Annotated in this window: 15 protein-coding genes; 5 read left to right on the forward strand and 10 right to left on the reverse strand. The window is 37.1% G+C overall.

The window, feature by feature from the left end; genetic code table 11:
- Positions 1–4: 4 nt before the first annotated feature.
- From nusB to glmS, 5 genes are read left to right on the forward strand one after another with little or no spacing between them, the layout of a single operon-like run.
- Positions 5–454: a transcription antitermination factor NusB gene (gene nusB / locus FTU13_RS13335; protein ID WP_180024787.1), complete on the forward strand. Its 450-nt coding sequence runs from the start codon at positions 5–7 to the stop codon at positions 452–454.
- 20 nt (positions 455–474) lie between these two features.
- On the forward strand, positions 475–1,392 hold the full coding sequence (gene thiL, locus FTU13_RS13340) for a thiamine-phosphate kinase (RefSeq protein WP_180128535.1): 918 nt from the start codon (positions 475–477) through the stop codon (positions 1,390–1,392).
- Positions 1,393–1,414: 22 nt separating this feature from the next.
- Complete coding sequence (locus FTU13_RS13345; protein ID WP_180128573.1) at positions 1,415–1,891, forward strand: phosphatidylglycerophosphatase A; 477 nt, start codon at positions 1,415–1,417, stop codon at positions 1,889–1,891.
- Between the two features lie 21 nt (positions 1,892–1,912).
- Entirely contained in the window at positions 1,913–3,277 is a 1,365-nt protein-coding gene (gene glmU / locus FTU13_RS13350) for a bifunctional UDP-N-acetylglucosamine diphosphorylase/glucosamine-1-phosphate N-acetyltransferase GlmU (protein WP_180128536.1), read from the forward strand.
- Between the two features lie 12 nt (positions 3,278–3,289).
- Positions 3,290–5,128 carry a glutamine--fructose-6-phosphate transaminase (isomerizing) gene (glmS, locus tag FTU13_RS13355; protein WP_180128537.1) on the forward strand — a complete coding sequence of 613 codons (1,839 nt, stop codon included), beginning with the start codon at positions 3,290–3,292 and terminating at the stop codon, positions 5,126–5,128.
- Between the two features lie 69 nt (positions 5,129–5,197).
- Here the strand turns inward: glmS and FTU13_RS13360 are convergent, their stop codons facing one another.
- The 10 genes from FTU13_RS13360 to FTU13_RS13405 all read right to left on the reverse strand — a co-directional run bounded on the left by FTU13_RS13360 (position 5,198) and on the right by FTU13_RS13405 (position 16,578).
- The gene (locus tag FTU13_RS13360; protein ID WP_180128538.1) at positions 5,198–7,072 is read right to left on the reverse strand and encodes a nucleoside-diphosphate sugar epimerase/dehydratase; all 1,875 of its coding nucleotides are present in this window, start codon (positions 7,070–7,072) and stop codon (positions 5,198–5,200) included.
- A gap of 127 nt (positions 7,073–7,199) precedes the next feature.
- Positions 7,200–8,369, reverse strand: a complete 1,170-nt coding sequence (locus FTU13_RS13365; protein ID WP_180161120.1) for a DegT/DnrJ/EryC1/StrS aminotransferase family protein — start codon at positions 8,367–8,369, stop codon at positions 7,200–7,202.
- A 32-nt stretch (positions 8,370–8,401) separates the two neighbouring features.
- Positions 8,402–9,055 carry an acetyltransferase gene (locus FTU13_RS13370; RefSeq protein ID WP_180024793.1) on the reverse strand — a complete coding sequence of 218 codons (654 nt, stop codon included), beginning with the start codon at positions 9,053–9,055 and terminating at the stop codon, positions 8,402–8,404.
- Positions 9,055–9,663 (reverse strand): sugar transferase, encoded by a 609-nt coding sequence (locus FTU13_RS13375; RefSeq protein ID WP_373684832.1) that lies wholly within the window; start codon positions 9,661–9,663, stop codon positions 9,055–9,057. The genes FTU13_RS13370 and FTU13_RS13375 overlap by 1 nt, the downstream gene beginning before the upstream one ends.
- Positions 9,663–10,895: a glycosyltransferase family 4 protein gene (locus FTU13_RS13380; RefSeq protein WP_180014425.1), complete on the reverse strand. Its 1,233-nt coding sequence runs from the start codon at positions 10,893–10,895 to the stop codon at positions 9,663–9,665. Before FTU13_RS13380 ends, FTU13_RS13375 begins: the two co-directional genes overlap by 1 nt.
- 6 nt (positions 10,896–10,901) lie before the next feature.
- Complete coding sequence (gene wecB, locus FTU13_RS13385) at positions 10,902–11,972, reverse strand: non-hydrolyzing UDP-N-acetylglucosamine 2-epimerase (RefSeq protein WP_218955872.1); 1,071 nt, start codon at positions 11,970–11,972, stop codon at positions 10,902–10,904.
- A 5-nt stretch (positions 11,973–11,977) separates the two neighbouring features.
- Complete coding sequence (locus tag FTU13_RS13390; protein WP_180161121.1) at positions 11,978–13,081, reverse strand: glycosyltransferase; 1,104 nt, start codon at positions 13,079–13,081, stop codon at positions 11,978–11,980.
- Complete coding sequence (locus FTU13_RS13395; RefSeq protein ID WP_218955873.1) at positions 13,078–14,166, reverse strand: hypothetical protein; 1,089 nt, start codon at positions 14,164–14,166, stop codon at positions 13,078–13,080. The genes FTU13_RS13390 and FTU13_RS13395 overlap by 4 nt, the downstream gene beginning before the upstream one ends.
- Positions 14,163–15,308, reverse strand: a complete 1,146-nt coding sequence (locus FTU13_RS13400; protein ID WP_180161122.1) for an O-antigen ligase — start codon at positions 15,306–15,308, stop codon at positions 14,163–14,165. The genes FTU13_RS13395 and FTU13_RS13400 overlap by 4 nt, the downstream gene beginning before the upstream one ends.
- Positions 15,298–16,578, reverse strand: a complete 1,281-nt coding sequence (locus FTU13_RS13405) for an oligosaccharide flippase family protein (RefSeq protein ID WP_180161123.1) — start codon at positions 16,576–16,578, stop codon at positions 15,298–15,300. The genes FTU13_RS13400 and FTU13_RS13405 overlap by 11 nt, the downstream gene beginning before the upstream one ends.
- Between the last annotated feature and the right edge of the window lie 2 nt (positions 16,579–16,580).

Genomic DNA, 16,580 nt, shown 5'->3' on the forward strand with positions numbered 1-16,580 from the left:
CGCTATGTCGCAAACACTTCAAGCAACTTATGCAGCAAAACGTAAAGCACGTCGCTTTGCTGTACAAGGAATTTATGAATGGCAAATGAGCCGCAATCCTGTGCATGAGATTGAAGCACGTACGCGTGTGGAAAATGCCATGCACAAGGTAGATCTCGGCTATTACCACGAGTTATTGACCGAGGTTGTTGCCAATCATGAAGCATTGGATGCGCTTTTAATCCCTGTACTCGATCGCGAAGTTGAAGCCTTAGATGGCGTTGAACTTGCAACCCTTCGTTTAGGCTCGTATGAACTCAAAGAACACCTTGAGATTCCTTACCGTGTCGTACTCGATGAAGCGATCGAGTTAGCTAAACATTTTGGCGGTGCAGACAGCCATAAGTACATCAATGGTGTATTGGATCGTTTAGCGACTACATTGCGTGCAGCAGAAAAGCAACAAGCTAATTAATTTATTAAGTAGTACGTTGTATGGCTGAGTTCTCTATCATTGATACCTATTTTAATCGTCACAGCAGTAGTGCTGTCGATTTAGGGGTCGGTGATGACTCAGCCTTGCTCACCCCTCCTCCACAGCAACAATTGGTCATCTGTGCCGATACTCTCGTTGCTGGACGTCATTTTCCTCTCGACACCAACCCACATGCCATTGGCTGGAAATCTGTAGCCGTCAACCTTTCTGACATTGCTGCAATGGGTGCCAAACCGCATAGTATTTTACTGGCATTAAGCCTACCCCAAATTGATCATGAATGGCTCAAAGGCTTTAGTCAGGGTTTATATGATTGTTGCGATCAATTTGGTGTGAGTTTAATCGGTGGTGATACCACACAAAGTCCACATCTGACGATTTCAGTTACAGCCCTCGGCTGGGTAGATATAGGCAAAGCAGTAACCCGCTCAGGCGCTCAAGTTGGTGATTTCATTTGTGTCAGCGGTCAAGTTGGCGATGCTGCGTATGGATTACAGCATTTAGGACACCCACTGCAAAAGCGTTTAGATTATCCAACACCACGTTGCCAACTTGGTCAACAGCTCAAAGGCTTAGCCAACAGTATGATTGATGTCTCTGATGGGCTCGCACAAGATTTAGGACACATCCTCGCTGCTTCACACGTCGGTGCAGAAATTGAATTAGATCAACTTCCTATCGATCACGATGTAAAACAATTACAACAAGAAAAGCAGTGGCAATACGCCCTCGCGGGTGGAGATGACTATGAGTTATGCTTTACAATAAGTCCGCAGAATTATCAAAAACTTCTGCAACTAAAATTAGATGTAAACATTAGTAAAATCGGTCAAATCACCCCAAATTTGGGAATCCGTTATAACAACCACGGTGTGGACCAAGTCATAAAATTTAAGGGATACCAGCATTTTGCATAAGCCAGCCATTAACTTTAAATCCATGTCTTGGTTTAACCGAGTCATCGCCTTTTGTGGCGTGGGATTTGGCTCGGGTCTTGCACCCAAAGCACCGGGCACCTTTGGCTCTGCTTTTGCTTTGTTGTTTATTCCAGGTTGGCTTGCAATCGGCTTTTTCAACTCCATTATAGTCATGATCATCATGTCGATTATTGGGATCTATATTTGCGGTCAAACCGCCAAAGTCATGGGTGTTCATGATGATGGCCGCATCGTATGGGATGAATTTGCCGGTCAGTCCATTACTTTCCTTCCCGTTTTATACCTCGGGCAAATGAGCTGGACTTGGGCATTGATTGGTTTTGCTTTATTCCGTTTATTTGATGTCTGGAAACCGTGGCCTATTCGTGTCATTGACCGTCAAGTCGGTGGTGGCTTTGGCATCATGTTTGACGACATTATTGCAGGTCTTTGGGCCGCGCTTTGCATCTGTATTTATTTTTATATTTTGTCTATGTAATAGAAACACCTAGGATTAAACATGTCTACTAGCGTTATTATTCTTGCTGCAGGTAAAGGGACACGTATGCGTTCTCGTTTACCCAAAGTATTACAACCACTCGCAGGACAACCCCTACTTGGCCATGTCATCAACACTGCGAAAAAATTAAATGCAGAAGAAATAATTACCATCTATGGGCATGGCGGTGAATTGGTTCAAAACGCGTTTGCACATGAAAATGTCAAATGGGTTGAACAAGCAGAACAATTGGGTACAGGCCATGCAGTCAAAGTGACTCTCCCTGTCCTAGCAAAAACTGGGATTTCTTTGATTCTCTCAGGTGATGTGCCTTGTATCACTGAAGCAACATTACAAAAACTATTAGATGCATCTACTCAAACAGGTATTGGCTTAGTAACCTTAACGGTTAATGATGCGACAGGCTACGGGCGTATTGTTCGTGAAAATGGCAAGATTCAAGCCATTGTTGAACATAAAGATGCTTCTGAAGAACAACGTAAGATCAAAGAATTTAATACCGGTATTTATGCAGTGAGCAATGCCAAATTGCATGAATGGCTGCCAAAATTAAGCAATAATAATGCACAAGGTGAATATTACCTGACCGATATCGTGGCAATGGCAATTGCTGACGGTCTCGAAGTAGCATCTGTTGAACCAGAACGTGCTTTTGAAGTGGAAGGTGTCAATGACCGCGTACAATTGGCTGCATTAGAGCGTGAATTTCAAAGTTTCCAAGCAAAACAACTGATGCAACAAGGCGTTCACCTGATTGATCCTGCTCGTTTTGATTTACGTGGCACACTGACTGTCGGTCAAGATGTCCGTATCGATATCAACGTGATTATTGAAGGTGATGTTGAACTCGGTGATAACGTTGAAATTGGTGCAGGTTGTGTGATTAAAAACACCAAGATTGCGGCAGGCACTAAAGTTCAACCATATAGCGTTTTTGACAGTGCCATTGTTGGTGAAGACGCTCAAATCGGTCCATTTTCACGTTTACGCCCTGGCGCAAAATTAGCTGCAGAAGTACATATTGGTAACTTTGTTGAAGTTAAAAATACCACTGTCGGGTTAGGCTCAAAAGCCAACCACTTTACCTATTTAGGTGATGCAGAAGTCGGTGCTGGTTCAAACATTGGCGCAGGCACCATTACCTGCAACTATGATGGCGCAAACAAATTTAAAACCATTATCGGTGACTCAGCCTTCATCGGCTCAAATAGCTCATTAGTCGCTCCTGTCACCATTGGTCATGGTGCAACAGTGGGTGCTGGCTCAACCATTACACGTGACGTGGCAGACAATAGCCTTGCGGTAGAACGTTCGAAGCAATTTGCCAAAGAAAACTATCAACGTCCCCAAAAATTGAAGAAATAAGAGGATTAAATTATGTGCGGTATTGTCGGTGGCGTTGCAGAACGTAGTATTACCAATATTTTAATTGAAGGCTTAAAGCGTCTTGAATATCGTGGCTATGACTCTGCGGGTTTAGCGCTGATTAATAAAGGCCATGTTCTACGTGAACGTCGCGTAGGTAAAGTTGCAAATCTTGAACAAGCCGTTGAAGAAGCAGATATCGCAGGTTCGGTCGGTATTGCACATACGCGCTGGGCAACCCATGGTAAACCGACTGAAAATAATGCCCATCCGCATATTTCAGGCAATGTGGCTGTTGTTCATAACGGTATTATTGAAAACTATCAAGAGCTTAAAGATGATCTTGAAGCGCTTGGTTATGTCTTTACCTCACAAACAGATACAGAAGTTGTTGCACATTTAGTCAATGACGCTTTAAAAAGCACTCCGAGTCTTTTAGAAGCGGTTAAAAGTGTGGTGCCTCAACTCAAAGGTGCTTATGCACTGGGTATCGTACATACCGACCATCCTGATGAATTAATCACGGTGCGTGAAGGTTCACCTCTCGTGATTGGTGTCGGTATTGGCGAGAACTTTATTAGCTCGGATCAATTGGCACTTTTACCAATTACCAACCGTTTTATCTACCTTGAAGAAGGTGATATTGCACGTTTAACTCGTAATACTATTGAAGTATTCGTCGATGGTAAATTAGTGAATCGTCCAATCAAAGAGCTTGATGCGACTGTCAGCAATGCTTCAAAAGGTGAATATAAACACTATATGCTCAAAGAAATTTATGAGCAGCCTGAAGCGATTAAACAAACGATTTCTCAAGCCTTAAATGGTAATGCCCTTCGTGATGATTTTCTTGCCAATGCAGCTCAAGATTTCAGCCAAATTCAACAAGTGCAAATCATCGCTTGTGGTACTAGCTACCATGCCGGCATGATTGCCAAATATTGGTTTGAACAACTGATTGACGTGCCTTGCCAAGTCGAAATTGCCAGTGAATTCCGTTATCGCTCGCCTGTGATTGTGAATAACACACTGTATGTTTGTATTTCTCAATCAGGTGAAACAGCCGATACTTTAGCTGCACTGCGTGATACGCAAAAACGTGCAGCAGCGAAAAGCTTGAATATCACCACCATGACCATTTGCAACGTCGCAACTTCGTCGATGGTACGTGAAACCAACTATAGTTTGTTAACACTTGCAGGCCCTGAAATTGGTGTTGCTTCGACCAAAGCCTTTACCACACAGCTTGCGGCATTGATGCTATTGGTATTGAAAATTGGTCAAATTAAGCAAAGCATTTCAAATGACCGTATCTCTGAAATTATTGCAGCGCTTTGGCATACACCGAAAGTGATTTTAGATACTTTACAAAATAATGCTGAGATTCTACGTCTATCAGAATTATTTGTTGAAAAAAATCACTGTCTATTCTTGGGTCGTGGAACTGAGTTCCCTATCGCCCTTGAAGGTGCTTTAAAACTTAAAGAGATTTCATACATCCATGCAGAAGGCTACGCGGCTGGTGAATTAAAACATGGTCCATTGGCACTGGTTGATAATGATATGCCTGTGGTGATTCTAGCTCCACAAGATGACATGTTGGACAAACTCAAATCGAACATGGAAGAAGTGCAAGCACGTGGTGGTGAGCTATTTGTTTTCGCTGATGAAAATAGCGGTATCAAAGCCAAAGATCGTCAACATGTTGTGTATGTGCCAAGTGTGAATGAAATCTTGGCACCAATTGTGTATAGCATTCCAGTACAACTGCTCTCATACCATGTTGCAGTGCTGCGTGGAACAGATGTCGATCAGCCACGTAACTTGGCGAAGTCTGTGACGGTGGAATAATTTAAGGGTATTAAAAAGGGCGCTTAAGCGCCCTTTTTATTCAGTTTTATTTTTCAAAGAATAATGATATTAGTTCACTTTTATTTCTTTGCCACGTTGATAACCATCAACATAGAACTCCAATTGCTCCAATGCCCAATTAACATCGGCTTCAATTGCAGTTAAGTTATAAATTCGCTCAAAAATAGGCAGTAATTCCTCAAGCGGATAATGCTTTTCAAATGAGCGAAGAATACGACTATGATCCGTCACTTGAGTATCTTCCTGATCAATCAATAACTCTTCATACAATTTCTCACCAGGCCGTAATCCAGAATAATGAATTGCTATATCACCGATATCCGTTCCTTCTTCACGAACTTTTAAACCGCTTAAAGCGATCATTTGACGTGCTAAATCCTGAATTCGAACAGGATCTCCCATATCTAACAAAAATACATCACCACCTGTGCCGAGAGCTCCAGCCTGAATAACCAATTGTGATGCTTCGGGTATTGTCATGAAGTAACGAGTGACATCAGGATGTGTAACGGTAATCGGGCCACCTTTGGCAATTTGCTGTTTAAATAAAGGTACGACCGAACCTGAAGAACCTAGAACATTACCAAAACGCACAATACTAATTTGTGTTTGATTTTGCGCCTCAGCCATTGCTTGGCAATATAGCTCTGCCATTCGCTTCGAAGCACCCATCACATTGGTTGGGCGGACTGCTTTATCAGTTGAAATCAATACAAAGGTTTCCACGCCTTTTTTAACAGCTGCATTTACACTAAAAGCTGTACCCACAGAGTTATTTTTTAATCCTGCTAAAGGATTACATTCAACTAAGGGGACATGTTTATAAGCTGCTGCATGATAAACGGTTTGCACGTGGTATTGTTCAATGACTCGCTCAAGTTTAGCTTCATCTAATACTGTTCCTAAAATTGGAATAATTTCAATATTACAATTCAGACGTAGCTCTTTATCAATGCTATATAGTGCAAACTCAGTGAGTTCAAATATTACTAATTTTTGCGGGTGGTTTTTAATAATTTGCCGACACAACTCCGACCCAATTGAGCCTCCTGCTCCTGTTACCATCACTACTTTATTCTGGATGTTTTTCGCCAGTAATTCAGGAACTGGAGGTACAGGGTCACGACCCAATAAATCAATAATATCAATTTCACGAATATCGGAAACATGGATATCACCATCGACCAATTTCGTTAAGCCAGGAATTTCAGTAATTTTAATATGCGCTGGCTCTAAGAACTTCACAATTTCACTTTTACGTGTACGTCCTACAGAGGGTAACGCAATTAAGATTTCATCTACTTTTTCTTGATCAAGATGCTTAAGTGCTTGTTCGGCATTATAAACCTTTAAACCACCAATAATTTGCCCTGTAAGTGACTCATCATCATCGATAAAAAATAATGGAAAATGCTCATCAGAACGATTTAGCATCGCCGCAATTTGTTGACCTGCATAACCTGCACCATAAATCACAATTTTTCTTTTGGGCATATTCGTTTGTAAACTCGCTCTCACGATAAAACGAATTGCGCTACGACTAAACCACACCCAAGCAAACATTAAAAAACCAAACATCAATGGAATTGAAGTGGGTATAAATGCATGACTACAATACGCTAAAGCATATAAACCTAAGATTGTTAATCCTGTAGCAATTGCTAAACGCGTAAAAAAAACTTCGTTAAATGTACGAACAATAAAATGATAAAGTCCACAAATGAGTGACATAGCTACAGCAAGAGTACTTACCCAAAGTGAGCCGTATGCGATATTAGGAACAACTTCAGCCCCTAAATTAAATTCACGTAACGCATAACAAAACCAGATGAGAACTGGAAACGCTAAAAAATCTAAAATTACTAAAAATAATTGTTTGGCGTATCGAGGAGAATTCACCAAGGGCATAATGACTGATTTCACAGGATTAGTCTTCTCTATGCTATTTATATAATTGAACTAAAAATGTTTTTAGTCGATCTAGCATTTTTAAACAAATGTAAAAATGTAAGCGAGTTCAATTACTGAGACTCGCCACACAGAAAATGAATTAAATTTTTGAAAGTACACTTTGAATTGCGTGAATTGTTGTACTTAAACTACTTTCACTTAAGGTTGGATGCACAATAAACATCAGACTAGTTTCTCCAAGTTTTTGTGCATTTGGTAAACGCTGTTCAGGGCGCCAAGGCGTTCCATCAAAAGCATGTTCTAAATAAACCTCAGAGCATGAACCACTAAAGCATGGGACACCTTGTGCCGTGATTTCATTCATAATGCGATCACGTGACCAACCTTCAGGTAAATGCTCTGGATTCACTTGAACATAACATTTATATGCTGCATGTACATATTTCTCACTTGGCTGTGAGACAGTTATATATGGTGTTTCAGCAAAGGCTGCATAGATTTTCTGCATGTTTTCATTACGGACCTTGGTCCATTCAGCCATTTTTTTCAACTGAATACGCCCAATGACTGCTTGCATTTCCATCATGCGCCAGTTGGTGCCAAACGAATCATGTAACCAGCGGAAACCTGGCGGGTGCTGCTTGTTATAAATACTGTCAAAGTTTTTACCATGGTCTTTGTATGACCACATTTTTTTCCATAAGGCTTCGTCATTAGTAGTAACCATGCCGCCTTCACCGCCAGTGGTCATGATCTTATCCTGACAGAAAGACCATGCACCAATATGACCAATAGAACCCGCAGATTTCCCTTTGTATTTTGCGCCGTGTGCCTGTGCACAGTCTTCAATAACATAAATGCCTTTATCGTGCGCTAGCTGCATGATTGGATCCATATCACACATCCAACCCGCCAAATGTACACAGATAATTGCTTTAGTATTTGGTGTTAAAACAGCTTCGATTGTACGCGCAGATATATTTTGCGAATCTAACTCTACATCTGCAAATATAGGGTTTGCACCAGCGGTAACAATAGAGCTTGCAGATGCTAAGAACGTACGTGAAGTCACAATCACGTCATCCCCTGCTCCAATGCCCAAGGCTTTTAATGCAACATCAAGCGCAACCGTACCGTTTGCCAAAGCTACGGCATATTGAGTTTCTGCAAAAGCGGCAAATTCTTTTTCAAATTCACGGCATTCTTGACCCGTCCAATAATTTACTTTATTTGACAGTAATACTTTTGATACAGCATCTGCCTCTTCTTGCGTAAAGCTTGGCCACGGTTCAAATGCAGTGTTTAACATATCTCTTTCCTAAATTGATTTTTTAAAAATCTTTATTTCTTCTCTAAAATTCGGGCTGGATTACCTACAACAGTAACACCTGCGGGAACACTTTTAGTCACGACTGCCCCCATACCAACCACAGCACCTTTACCAATCACTAATGGTTTGTCTGGGGTACCTTGTTTGATCACCGCACCAGTACCAATATAGGCATGATCTTCAATGTGAATATTGCCATTGCATTTTACACCTGGTGCAAATGTGACATAGTCACCAATAACGCAATCATGCGCAACATAGCTATAAATGTTGGCATGGAAGAATTTACCAATTTTAATATTTGAAGTAATACATGTAAAAGGACACAGTAGACTGCCTTCACCTATTTCAACTTCATCTAGAATAACCGTATTCGCCGCTTGAATTTCTAAATGTTGAACATTGTCCTGATTTAAACGAGCTACCAATTTTTCACGTACTAGGCTATTTGCGATTGCAATTGTCACATGTTTATCGGTTTTAGAATCATTGATAAAATCAGTGTAGCTTAGTACTTTATATCCGTTTAAATCTGTATTTGCCTGACCGTCATCAATAAATACAAAATGTTCTTTATTTAATTCAGTAAATTGCGCACGTACTAGTGGCATGACTTCTTTACCAAATCCGCTTGCACCGTAAACACCAATCAATTTATTCGACATTATTTTTCATCCTTATGTTTTGATCCTGTAAAGCGAGTCATCGTTGCCTCACCTTCTGCACTAATGTCATCCTTCGCAATCACTTTCTGCACCGTCTTCAGCATGATTTTAAAGTCGAGCCAGATGGACTGGTTTTCAACATACCATGTGTCTAATTTGAATTTTTCTTCCCAGCTAATGGCATTACGTCCATTCACTTGCGCATGACCCGTCATGCCAGGGCGCACATTATGGCGTTTTGCTTGTTCTTCGTTATATAAAGGCAAATATTCCATAAGTAATGGACGTGGGCCAACCACACTCATATCACCTTTTATGACATTCCAAAGCTCTGGCATTTCATCCAAACTGGTTGAACGCAACATTTTGCCAAATGGGGTCAAGCGTTCACTGTCCGGCAGCGGATTACCTTGTGCGTCTACTGCATCTTTCATGGTACGGAATTTAATCATTTCAAATGGCTTACCATTGAGCCCTGGACGAACTTGACGAAACAACACCGGCGAACCTAGATTTTTTTTCACTTTATAAGCAACGTATGCATATAAGGGGGAAAGGAGAATAAGTGCAATAGAGGCTATAATAATATCTAACAGTCTTTTCACAATTATTCCTTAAATAATATTGAAGCCAATTTTTTAGTTAAACTTCCATATTCGTATGATTGAACTGCTTCCTGATGCCCATTTTGCCCCATAACAGCTCGTTCTTCAGGACTCATGTTATAAAGTTTAAGAACGCCATCTACAATGTGTTCTACATTTTCTGGCTCAATTTGAATGCCTGATTGGGAGTCAGTAACTGGCGTATAACGACCCGAATCAATTGCGTACAAGATAGGTTTGCCTGCATATAAATAATCAAAAAGTTTATTAGGTGAAACGCCAAATCTAAAAAGTGGATCTTTAGTTAAGCCGATATAACAAACATTAAAGACTTTTAGTAAACTTTGAACTTGTCTTTTGGGGATAGCATCGACAAAGTAAACATTGGTCAGACCTAATTCATTTACTTGCTGCTGTAGACGTTGTTTTAACTTCCCATTACCCACAAGTACAAATGCAATTTCCGAATATCCCTTTAACTCATTTGCTGCTCGAATAAAAGAATCTAAAGCATTCGCAATGCCTAACGTACCAGCATAACCAACAATAAACTTATCTTTAGGTATTTGATTTAACGTAGATTGCTCTAATGGTTGGGCACTCTCAACTTCTTCTTTTAGGAAGCCATTAGGTACCCATGCAAATTTTTCAGACTTCATTCCTCTAGATTGCATATGTTCATAAGAATTTTTTAAATTTGATAAAACAAAATCAGAATTCTTATAAGCTCGGTCCTCAATCCATTGTAATAACCGTATAAATGGATGATTTTCAGAATATCCACCTAATTCACACAAAGTTAAAGGCCAAATGTCACGGACTTCAAATGCCAATGGCACAGATAAATCACGTGCTAATTTTTCCGCACCCAAATATCCCACTAAACTTGGTGAGGAATATAAAATAACATCAGGTTTAGGCAAAATATTTTTGAGTTTGGTAATTTTCCATGCAAAAGAAAACCAATTAGCAATCCTTTTTTTACTATGTGCTTCAGCATACGTTGGCATTTTTACCCATACAAAATTAAAGTTGTCTGCAATTGGCTCAACTTTAAAATTATTTTCAAGAACTGGTGGTTCTCTAAGTAGGTGTGTAAACGCTGCACCAACTAAGTAAACCTCATACCCTAATTGTGCTAAAGATTTTGCAAAATAATAGTGTCTCCCCCCAACACCTGTTTCTGGTGTCGAAGAGTATTGATTGATTATCCAAATGGTTTTCTTCTGGCTCATCTTGAATTATATACCTGCTAATACATTGGCAATATTTTGCGATGCTTTACCACCACCATATAAATTTAAAGGGTCCTCAATAGTTTTATTTAACATCGCCTGTGTTGCATTAATAATTTTTTGAGTATCTGCACCAGCCAAAATATTGACACCATGTTCAATCAATTCAACCCATTCTGTTTGGTCACGCATAGTGATACATGGCTTTTTAAAGAAAAATGCTTCTTTTTGAACACCACCACTATCTGAAACCACAGCATTACAATGTTTTAGCAACCAGATCATTTCTAAATAACCCACCGGTTCAAGCACCAACATATCCAATTGCAACCCTAAGGATTTCACAACTTTTTGTGTGCGTGGATGTAAAGGTAGTACAACTGGTAAAATATTTTTATGAATGTAATTCAGTGCATCCACAATTGCTTTTAAGCGTACAGGATCATCGGTATTTTCTGCGCGATGCAATGTAGCAACAATAAAATTACTATCAGGTACAGCTTTAAGTGCTTCACCTTTTACTGCACGCTCAGCAAAAAACATTGATGAATCTTGCATCACATCGCCCACATTTAAAACCTGAACTGGTTTAGACTCAAAACCTTCATTTTTCAAGTTTTTAACAGCAGTTTCAGTTGGGCAGAATAAAATATCACTGACTTGATCCGTCAAAATTCGGTTAATTTCCTCTGGCATACGCATATTAAAACTACGTAAACCTGCTTCAATATGCGCAACAGGAATATGTAATTTAGATGCTGCTAATGCGCCTGCTAATGTTGAATTCGTATCACCATATACCATTAAACGATCTGGTTTTGACTCTAAGCAAATTTTTTCAATCGCTTCAAGCATACGACCAGTCATAGAACCGTGGCTACCGCTATTAATATCTAATTGGTAATGAGGCTTTGGAATACCTAGTTGGTCAAAGAAAATATTAGACATGTTTGCATCAAAATGCTGACCGGTATGAATAATCTCTTCAGACAAACCCGCTGTTTTTTCAATCGCAGCTGATACTACACTCGCTTTAATAAATTGTGGGCGCGCGCCAATTACTGTAAGAATTTTCATATTAATTACCTTACTTTAAAATTTTTTAATGTTTCGTGATAAACAACTGACATATTTTCTGCACACGATTGCCATGAGAAATTCGAATGTGCAAATTGTCTAGCTTCTACAGACATCGCTTGCCTAAGCTCAGTATCTAAAATCAGTTTTTTAATAGCATTTGCCGCTTGTTGAGGATTTTCACTATCTACAATAAAACCTGTTTTTCCATTTTGCACAACTTCAGGTAAGCCACCAACATTTGATACAACGACAGGAATACCCATAGCTTGGGCTTCAACCACAGCGACACCAAAGCTTTCTTGTCGACTGAGTGCAACATATATATCTAAGCGATTTAATTCACTTGGAACATCTTCATGAGACACAGATCCAGTAAAATGTGTTAGATGATCTATTCCCAATTCGACAGCAAGCTTTTTAAATTCATCCATATCTGTCCCACCACCAACTATTCTAAAATTTAATTGGTTAGAAACTTCAGGAAATTCATTTTTTATATCGCTAAAAACAATCGATAAAGCTTTTAATAAGATATCTATACCGTATACATGTTTAAGTGTTTTGACAGTGCCAATACAAATGGTTTGAGCATTTGCATTTTTATCAAAATAACTAGGGTTAAATTTTTCTAGATCTACACCAAAAGGCGTAATCTCAATTTTTTTATGGCCGTCTACAAATTGCTGAGTTTGTTTAGCCATGCTTAGGCTGGTAGATGCTATAACATCCGCACTTTTGAGATTTTTTTGTAATAGCTTTTTATGAAAAAAAGAACGGTAAGGAAATTCAAAAACATCACTCCCCCAAACTGAAAGCACATAGGGGTGAACGTTAGCTAAACGCGCAGTCGTACCATAACCACTCGCATAGTGAACATTTAAAATGTCTGGTTTAATTTCTTTTAAAAGTTTTTTTAATGCAAAAACATTAAAAAAATAACCTAAAAAACCAGAAAAGGGTAAAACATGGACTTTCACTTCTTTAGGAAAATTATCAGCTATAGGGTGCTGAGAGATCACTCGCACATCAAGACCTAATTTACATAGATAATGAACCCACTGTATTGTATGAATGCTATTAGTACTTGATAATAAAATTACTTTCACAAACTTACACCTAAATCAGTACATACTTTTTTAGCTCTACTTTCCCATGTTTCATGTATTTTCAACTCGCAAACTCGTTCAGTTTTTTTATCAAAATCAGTTTTAGACATATTGGACAATAAATTAACCAGCTCATTAACATCGTAATCAAGTACCCAACCAATATTATTATTAGCTACAAAATCACCAACCAATGTTGATGATGTACAAATTATAGGTTTGTTTCGTCCTATATATTCATATAATTTAAAAGGTACTGCGAACTCACGATAATCCTTTGGCTCAACAAATAAAATAGCTATATGAGAGTTATCATACAACTCTTCAAGCTCACTTCCACTTTTATGTACAATATTAATATTTTTAGAAATTAAACCATATTCATCTTTCACATTATTCCAATCACGCTCCCTTGTACAAATAGTTAGGCAAACATTTGGAAGTACGCTTACTGCCTCAAAAAGCTTATGCATCCTATAATCAACACCCATACCTCCAATATACAGTAGATTTAATTTTTCACTATAATTATTCTTAACTAAATAGTTAGATGTAGAGTGTGCAGGTGGCAAATTATCAATGATATTTTTATTATAAATTTTAACATAGTCCCCCATTTTTAAAGAAGGCAAATAAAGTTTATCTAGTAAATTGTTATACATCTTCAAATCTAATCGGTAAAAAAACAAAGCTAATTGTTTCTTATACCATGGTAAATTATTTCCATAATCATCAAACATCCAATATATATCTCTATAAAACAAACCAATTTTAATTTTTTTACTTTTTAAAAAATCAAAAAAATCAAAATCAAGAAATGGTCTCAATGGTAAATGATGTTGATCGGTTAAGGCTGTAGGCATAGTGGAACTTTCAGAATATACAAAATCATAAGTCGTTCCAGAATTAATTTTCTTTTTAATATTATTAATAATTTTTTTTCGATCTGAACTATTACCAGAAACCACATCCACATTAAAACCCAAGTCCTGAAAAGCTTCCAACATTTTAATCGGTCTAATACCACTTGCAGAAGTAGCGCTATAATTAAGGACAAATGGACAGTGAAAAATAATATTTATCATAAAGAAACCTTACGCACATTACCATTACTTCTAAAAGAAGAATAATATGAAAAAATGACACCAAAACAAAAGAAAAAATATAGCCAATAAAAACTTTTTGCAAATAGCACACCAAACAAGCCAAACAAAATAAATGAAAGAACAATATAATCAAAATAAAATATAGTCTTAGATGTATATAATTTAAATAAAGATATTAAACAAAAAATTAAAAATGCAACCAAAATAAATAACCCCAAAACTCCAAATTCAGCCAAAAATGAAATATAGTTATGGGCATAAGAACCTTCACCTAAAGAGTACTTATAATATCCAAAATCACCAACAAACTTATTACTTAAAAAAGTTTCCCAACCCATTTCATTTAAGTATTTTCGCTCATTCAAAGATGTGTCACTGTCAGTAGAAAAAATTAATCTCAAAAACCTATTATCATTATAATTCAATATTGATTCATTTAACCTTAAAATATAATAATATGCCAGCAAAACAATTGGAGAAAGAACCAAAGAAAATTTTAAAAAATTATTTTTCAAAAAAATCAAAGGAACCACACTTAACAAAAATAATAAAAGACCGGCCCTTGACTCAAGAAAATACAAACCCATTACCGATAAAATTAAAAATAAAACCTGATATTTAATTTTATCAAGCATGGAAATATAGAGCAAACATACAAGTGCAAAAGCATCACTTAAACGAAGGTAATTCTCACCCAAATCAAAATTGAATATTAATAAAAACATTAAAATCCAAAAAAATAATATTATATTTTTTATTTTTTTTGCATCTGTTTTTCTCAAAAAACTAAAAAACAAAATACCACAGCAAAATGCACCAGAAATCTTAAGCAAATAAAAATAATCTAACAAATTAGCATTATTTGAAATCCACATCAAATAACCCATAAAAACCGCAAAAACACAAACAAAAATATAGATAATTAAATTTCTTTTACTTGAGATAAAAAAATAAAAAAATAAAAAAATAAAAATAGAAATTAATGACCCAACAAAACCAATAGGAATTTCTAAACCCCAATTAGATGAAATCATATATGATATAAAATCTAAAGGATATATCATTAAAAAAAACAAAAAACCTAAAGACTCTTTTTTTATTTTCAGTAGATCAATACCCATCTTGCTCACTCAATAATAATTTATATAGTATTACAACCAAATATAATATATAAAAAAGAAATCCAGATAAAAAATAATATATTAATATTTTATCAGAAAATAAATTTACAACCAAAAGCAAACCTAAAACCCTTAATAAAAAGCCTGTGAATTGCAAAAGTAGAGCTACTTTTTGTTTACCTATTATATGAAGTGACATCGAAACAGGTGAAGATAATATTTGCATAAAACACCATGGCAACATTGCTAAGACATACAAGCCAACATCTTTCCAGGTTTCTCCAAATATATAACTAAAAATAAAAGGAGAAATTACAGCCAATACAACAAATGGAATAATTGTTATTTTAAATATTTTAAATATTATAGATTTTGTGTAAGAATAAAGTGTCTTTCTTTCTAAATATTGATTTGCATTTGCTAAATATACTTGTGAGAATGCAGAGCCAATTAACCCCATTGGTACACCTAAAACCTTCATAGCAAGCATTAAATACCCAACTGTTGGCCCAATTATATAGCTCGCCAAAAGAATCAAAGGCAACTGAATTGCACTCACATTTGCCAATGCTTCAAAAGTAGAATACTTGGGAAAATTGCTATACTTTGCAAATGTCGCTTTTAATGGACTGCTTTTAACAAAAGCTAAATCCTTTTTGGCACTCACAGCTAACTTAAATAGCCCACCAGAGAAATTTAAAAGCTGCCCTACAATCAATCCACCAAATCCAACAGAAAACATGCCACCAGCTAAACTTGCAGCATTTCCAGATATAGCTTGTGTCATGCGAGTTTTAGCAATATCTTTAAATCTTTTATGTCGTGTTGCCCAAAACTGTAGAGCAGAGTAAAACCCTGATACAAATACACCAAGTGGAATTAACCAAATCCAGTAAGATAGCTGATCAATTATTTTATAATGTTGGATGTATGGATAACTTATAAAAAGTACTACATAAAGAATGATGCTAAAAATTGTATTACTCAAAAAAGACAAGAGCAATAAAGCCTTTCCATCATTTTCATTTTCTGGAATAGGGATGGCAATATCAAATCTTAAGCATGAAATTACAGCTAAAATAGCCACTATTGCAACATACACACCTAAAACCGAATAGTCTTCTGGAGTATATAAACGCGTTAATATGGGTAAACACAAAAAACCAATTAACTGAGCAAAAGCAGTACCTCCCACCAAGACGGATACTGCTTTTAAAAAGCCTCCTTGTGCATTTAACTTTGCATTAACTTTATCAAGAAGGCTTTTCACAA

It is taken from the genome of Acinetobacter sp. YH12064 (assembly GCF_013419735.1).
Lineage (GTDB): Bacteria > Pseudomonadota > Gammaproteobacteria > Pseudomonadales > Moraxellaceae > Acinetobacter > Acinetobacter amyesii.

Bases quoted from the DNA above. Each gene is read 5' to 3' on its own strand.
- thiL (WP_180128535.1), top strand. From the start codon at position 475: ATGGCTGAGTTCTCTATCATTGATACCTATTTTAATCGTCACAGCAGT.
- FTU13_RS13395 (WP_218955873.1), bottom strand. From the start codon at position 14,166: ATGATAAATATTATTTTTCACTGTCCATTTGTCCTTAATTATAGCGCT.
- FTU13_RS13380 (WP_180014425.1), bottom strand. From the start codon at position 10,895: ATGAGCCAGAAGAAAACCATTTGGATAATCAATCAATACTCTTCGACA.
- FTU13_RS13370 (WP_180024793.1), bottom strand. From the start codon at position 9,055: ATGTCGAATAAATTGATTGGTGTTTACGGTGCAAGCGGATTTGGTAAA.
- FTU13_RS13365 (WP_180161120.1), bottom strand. From the start codon at position 8,369: ATGTTAAACACTGCATTTGAACCGTGGCCAAGCTTTACGCAAGAAGAG.
- nusB (WP_180024787.1), top strand. From the start codon at position 5: ATGTCGCAAACACTTCAAGCAACTTATGCAGCAAAACGTAAAGCACGT.
- wecB (WP_218955872.1), bottom strand. From the start codon at position 11,972: ATGAAAATTCTTACAGTAATTGGCGCGCGCCCACAATTTATTAAAGCG.
- glmS (WP_180128537.1), top strand. From the start codon at position 3,290: ATGTGCGGTATTGTCGGTGGCGTTGCAGAACGTAGTATTACCAATATT.
- FTU13_RS13345 (WP_180128573.1), top strand. From the start codon at position 1,415: ATGTCTTGGTTTAACCGAGTCATCGCCTTTTGTGGCGTGGGATTTGGC.
- glmU (WP_180128536.1), top strand. From the start codon at position 1,913: ATGTCTACTAGCGTTATTATTCTTGCTGCAGGTAAAGGGACACGTATG.
- FTU13_RS13400 (WP_180161122.1), bottom strand. From the start codon at position 15,308: ATGGGTATTGATCTACTGAAAATAAAAAAAGAGTCTTTAGGTTTTTTG.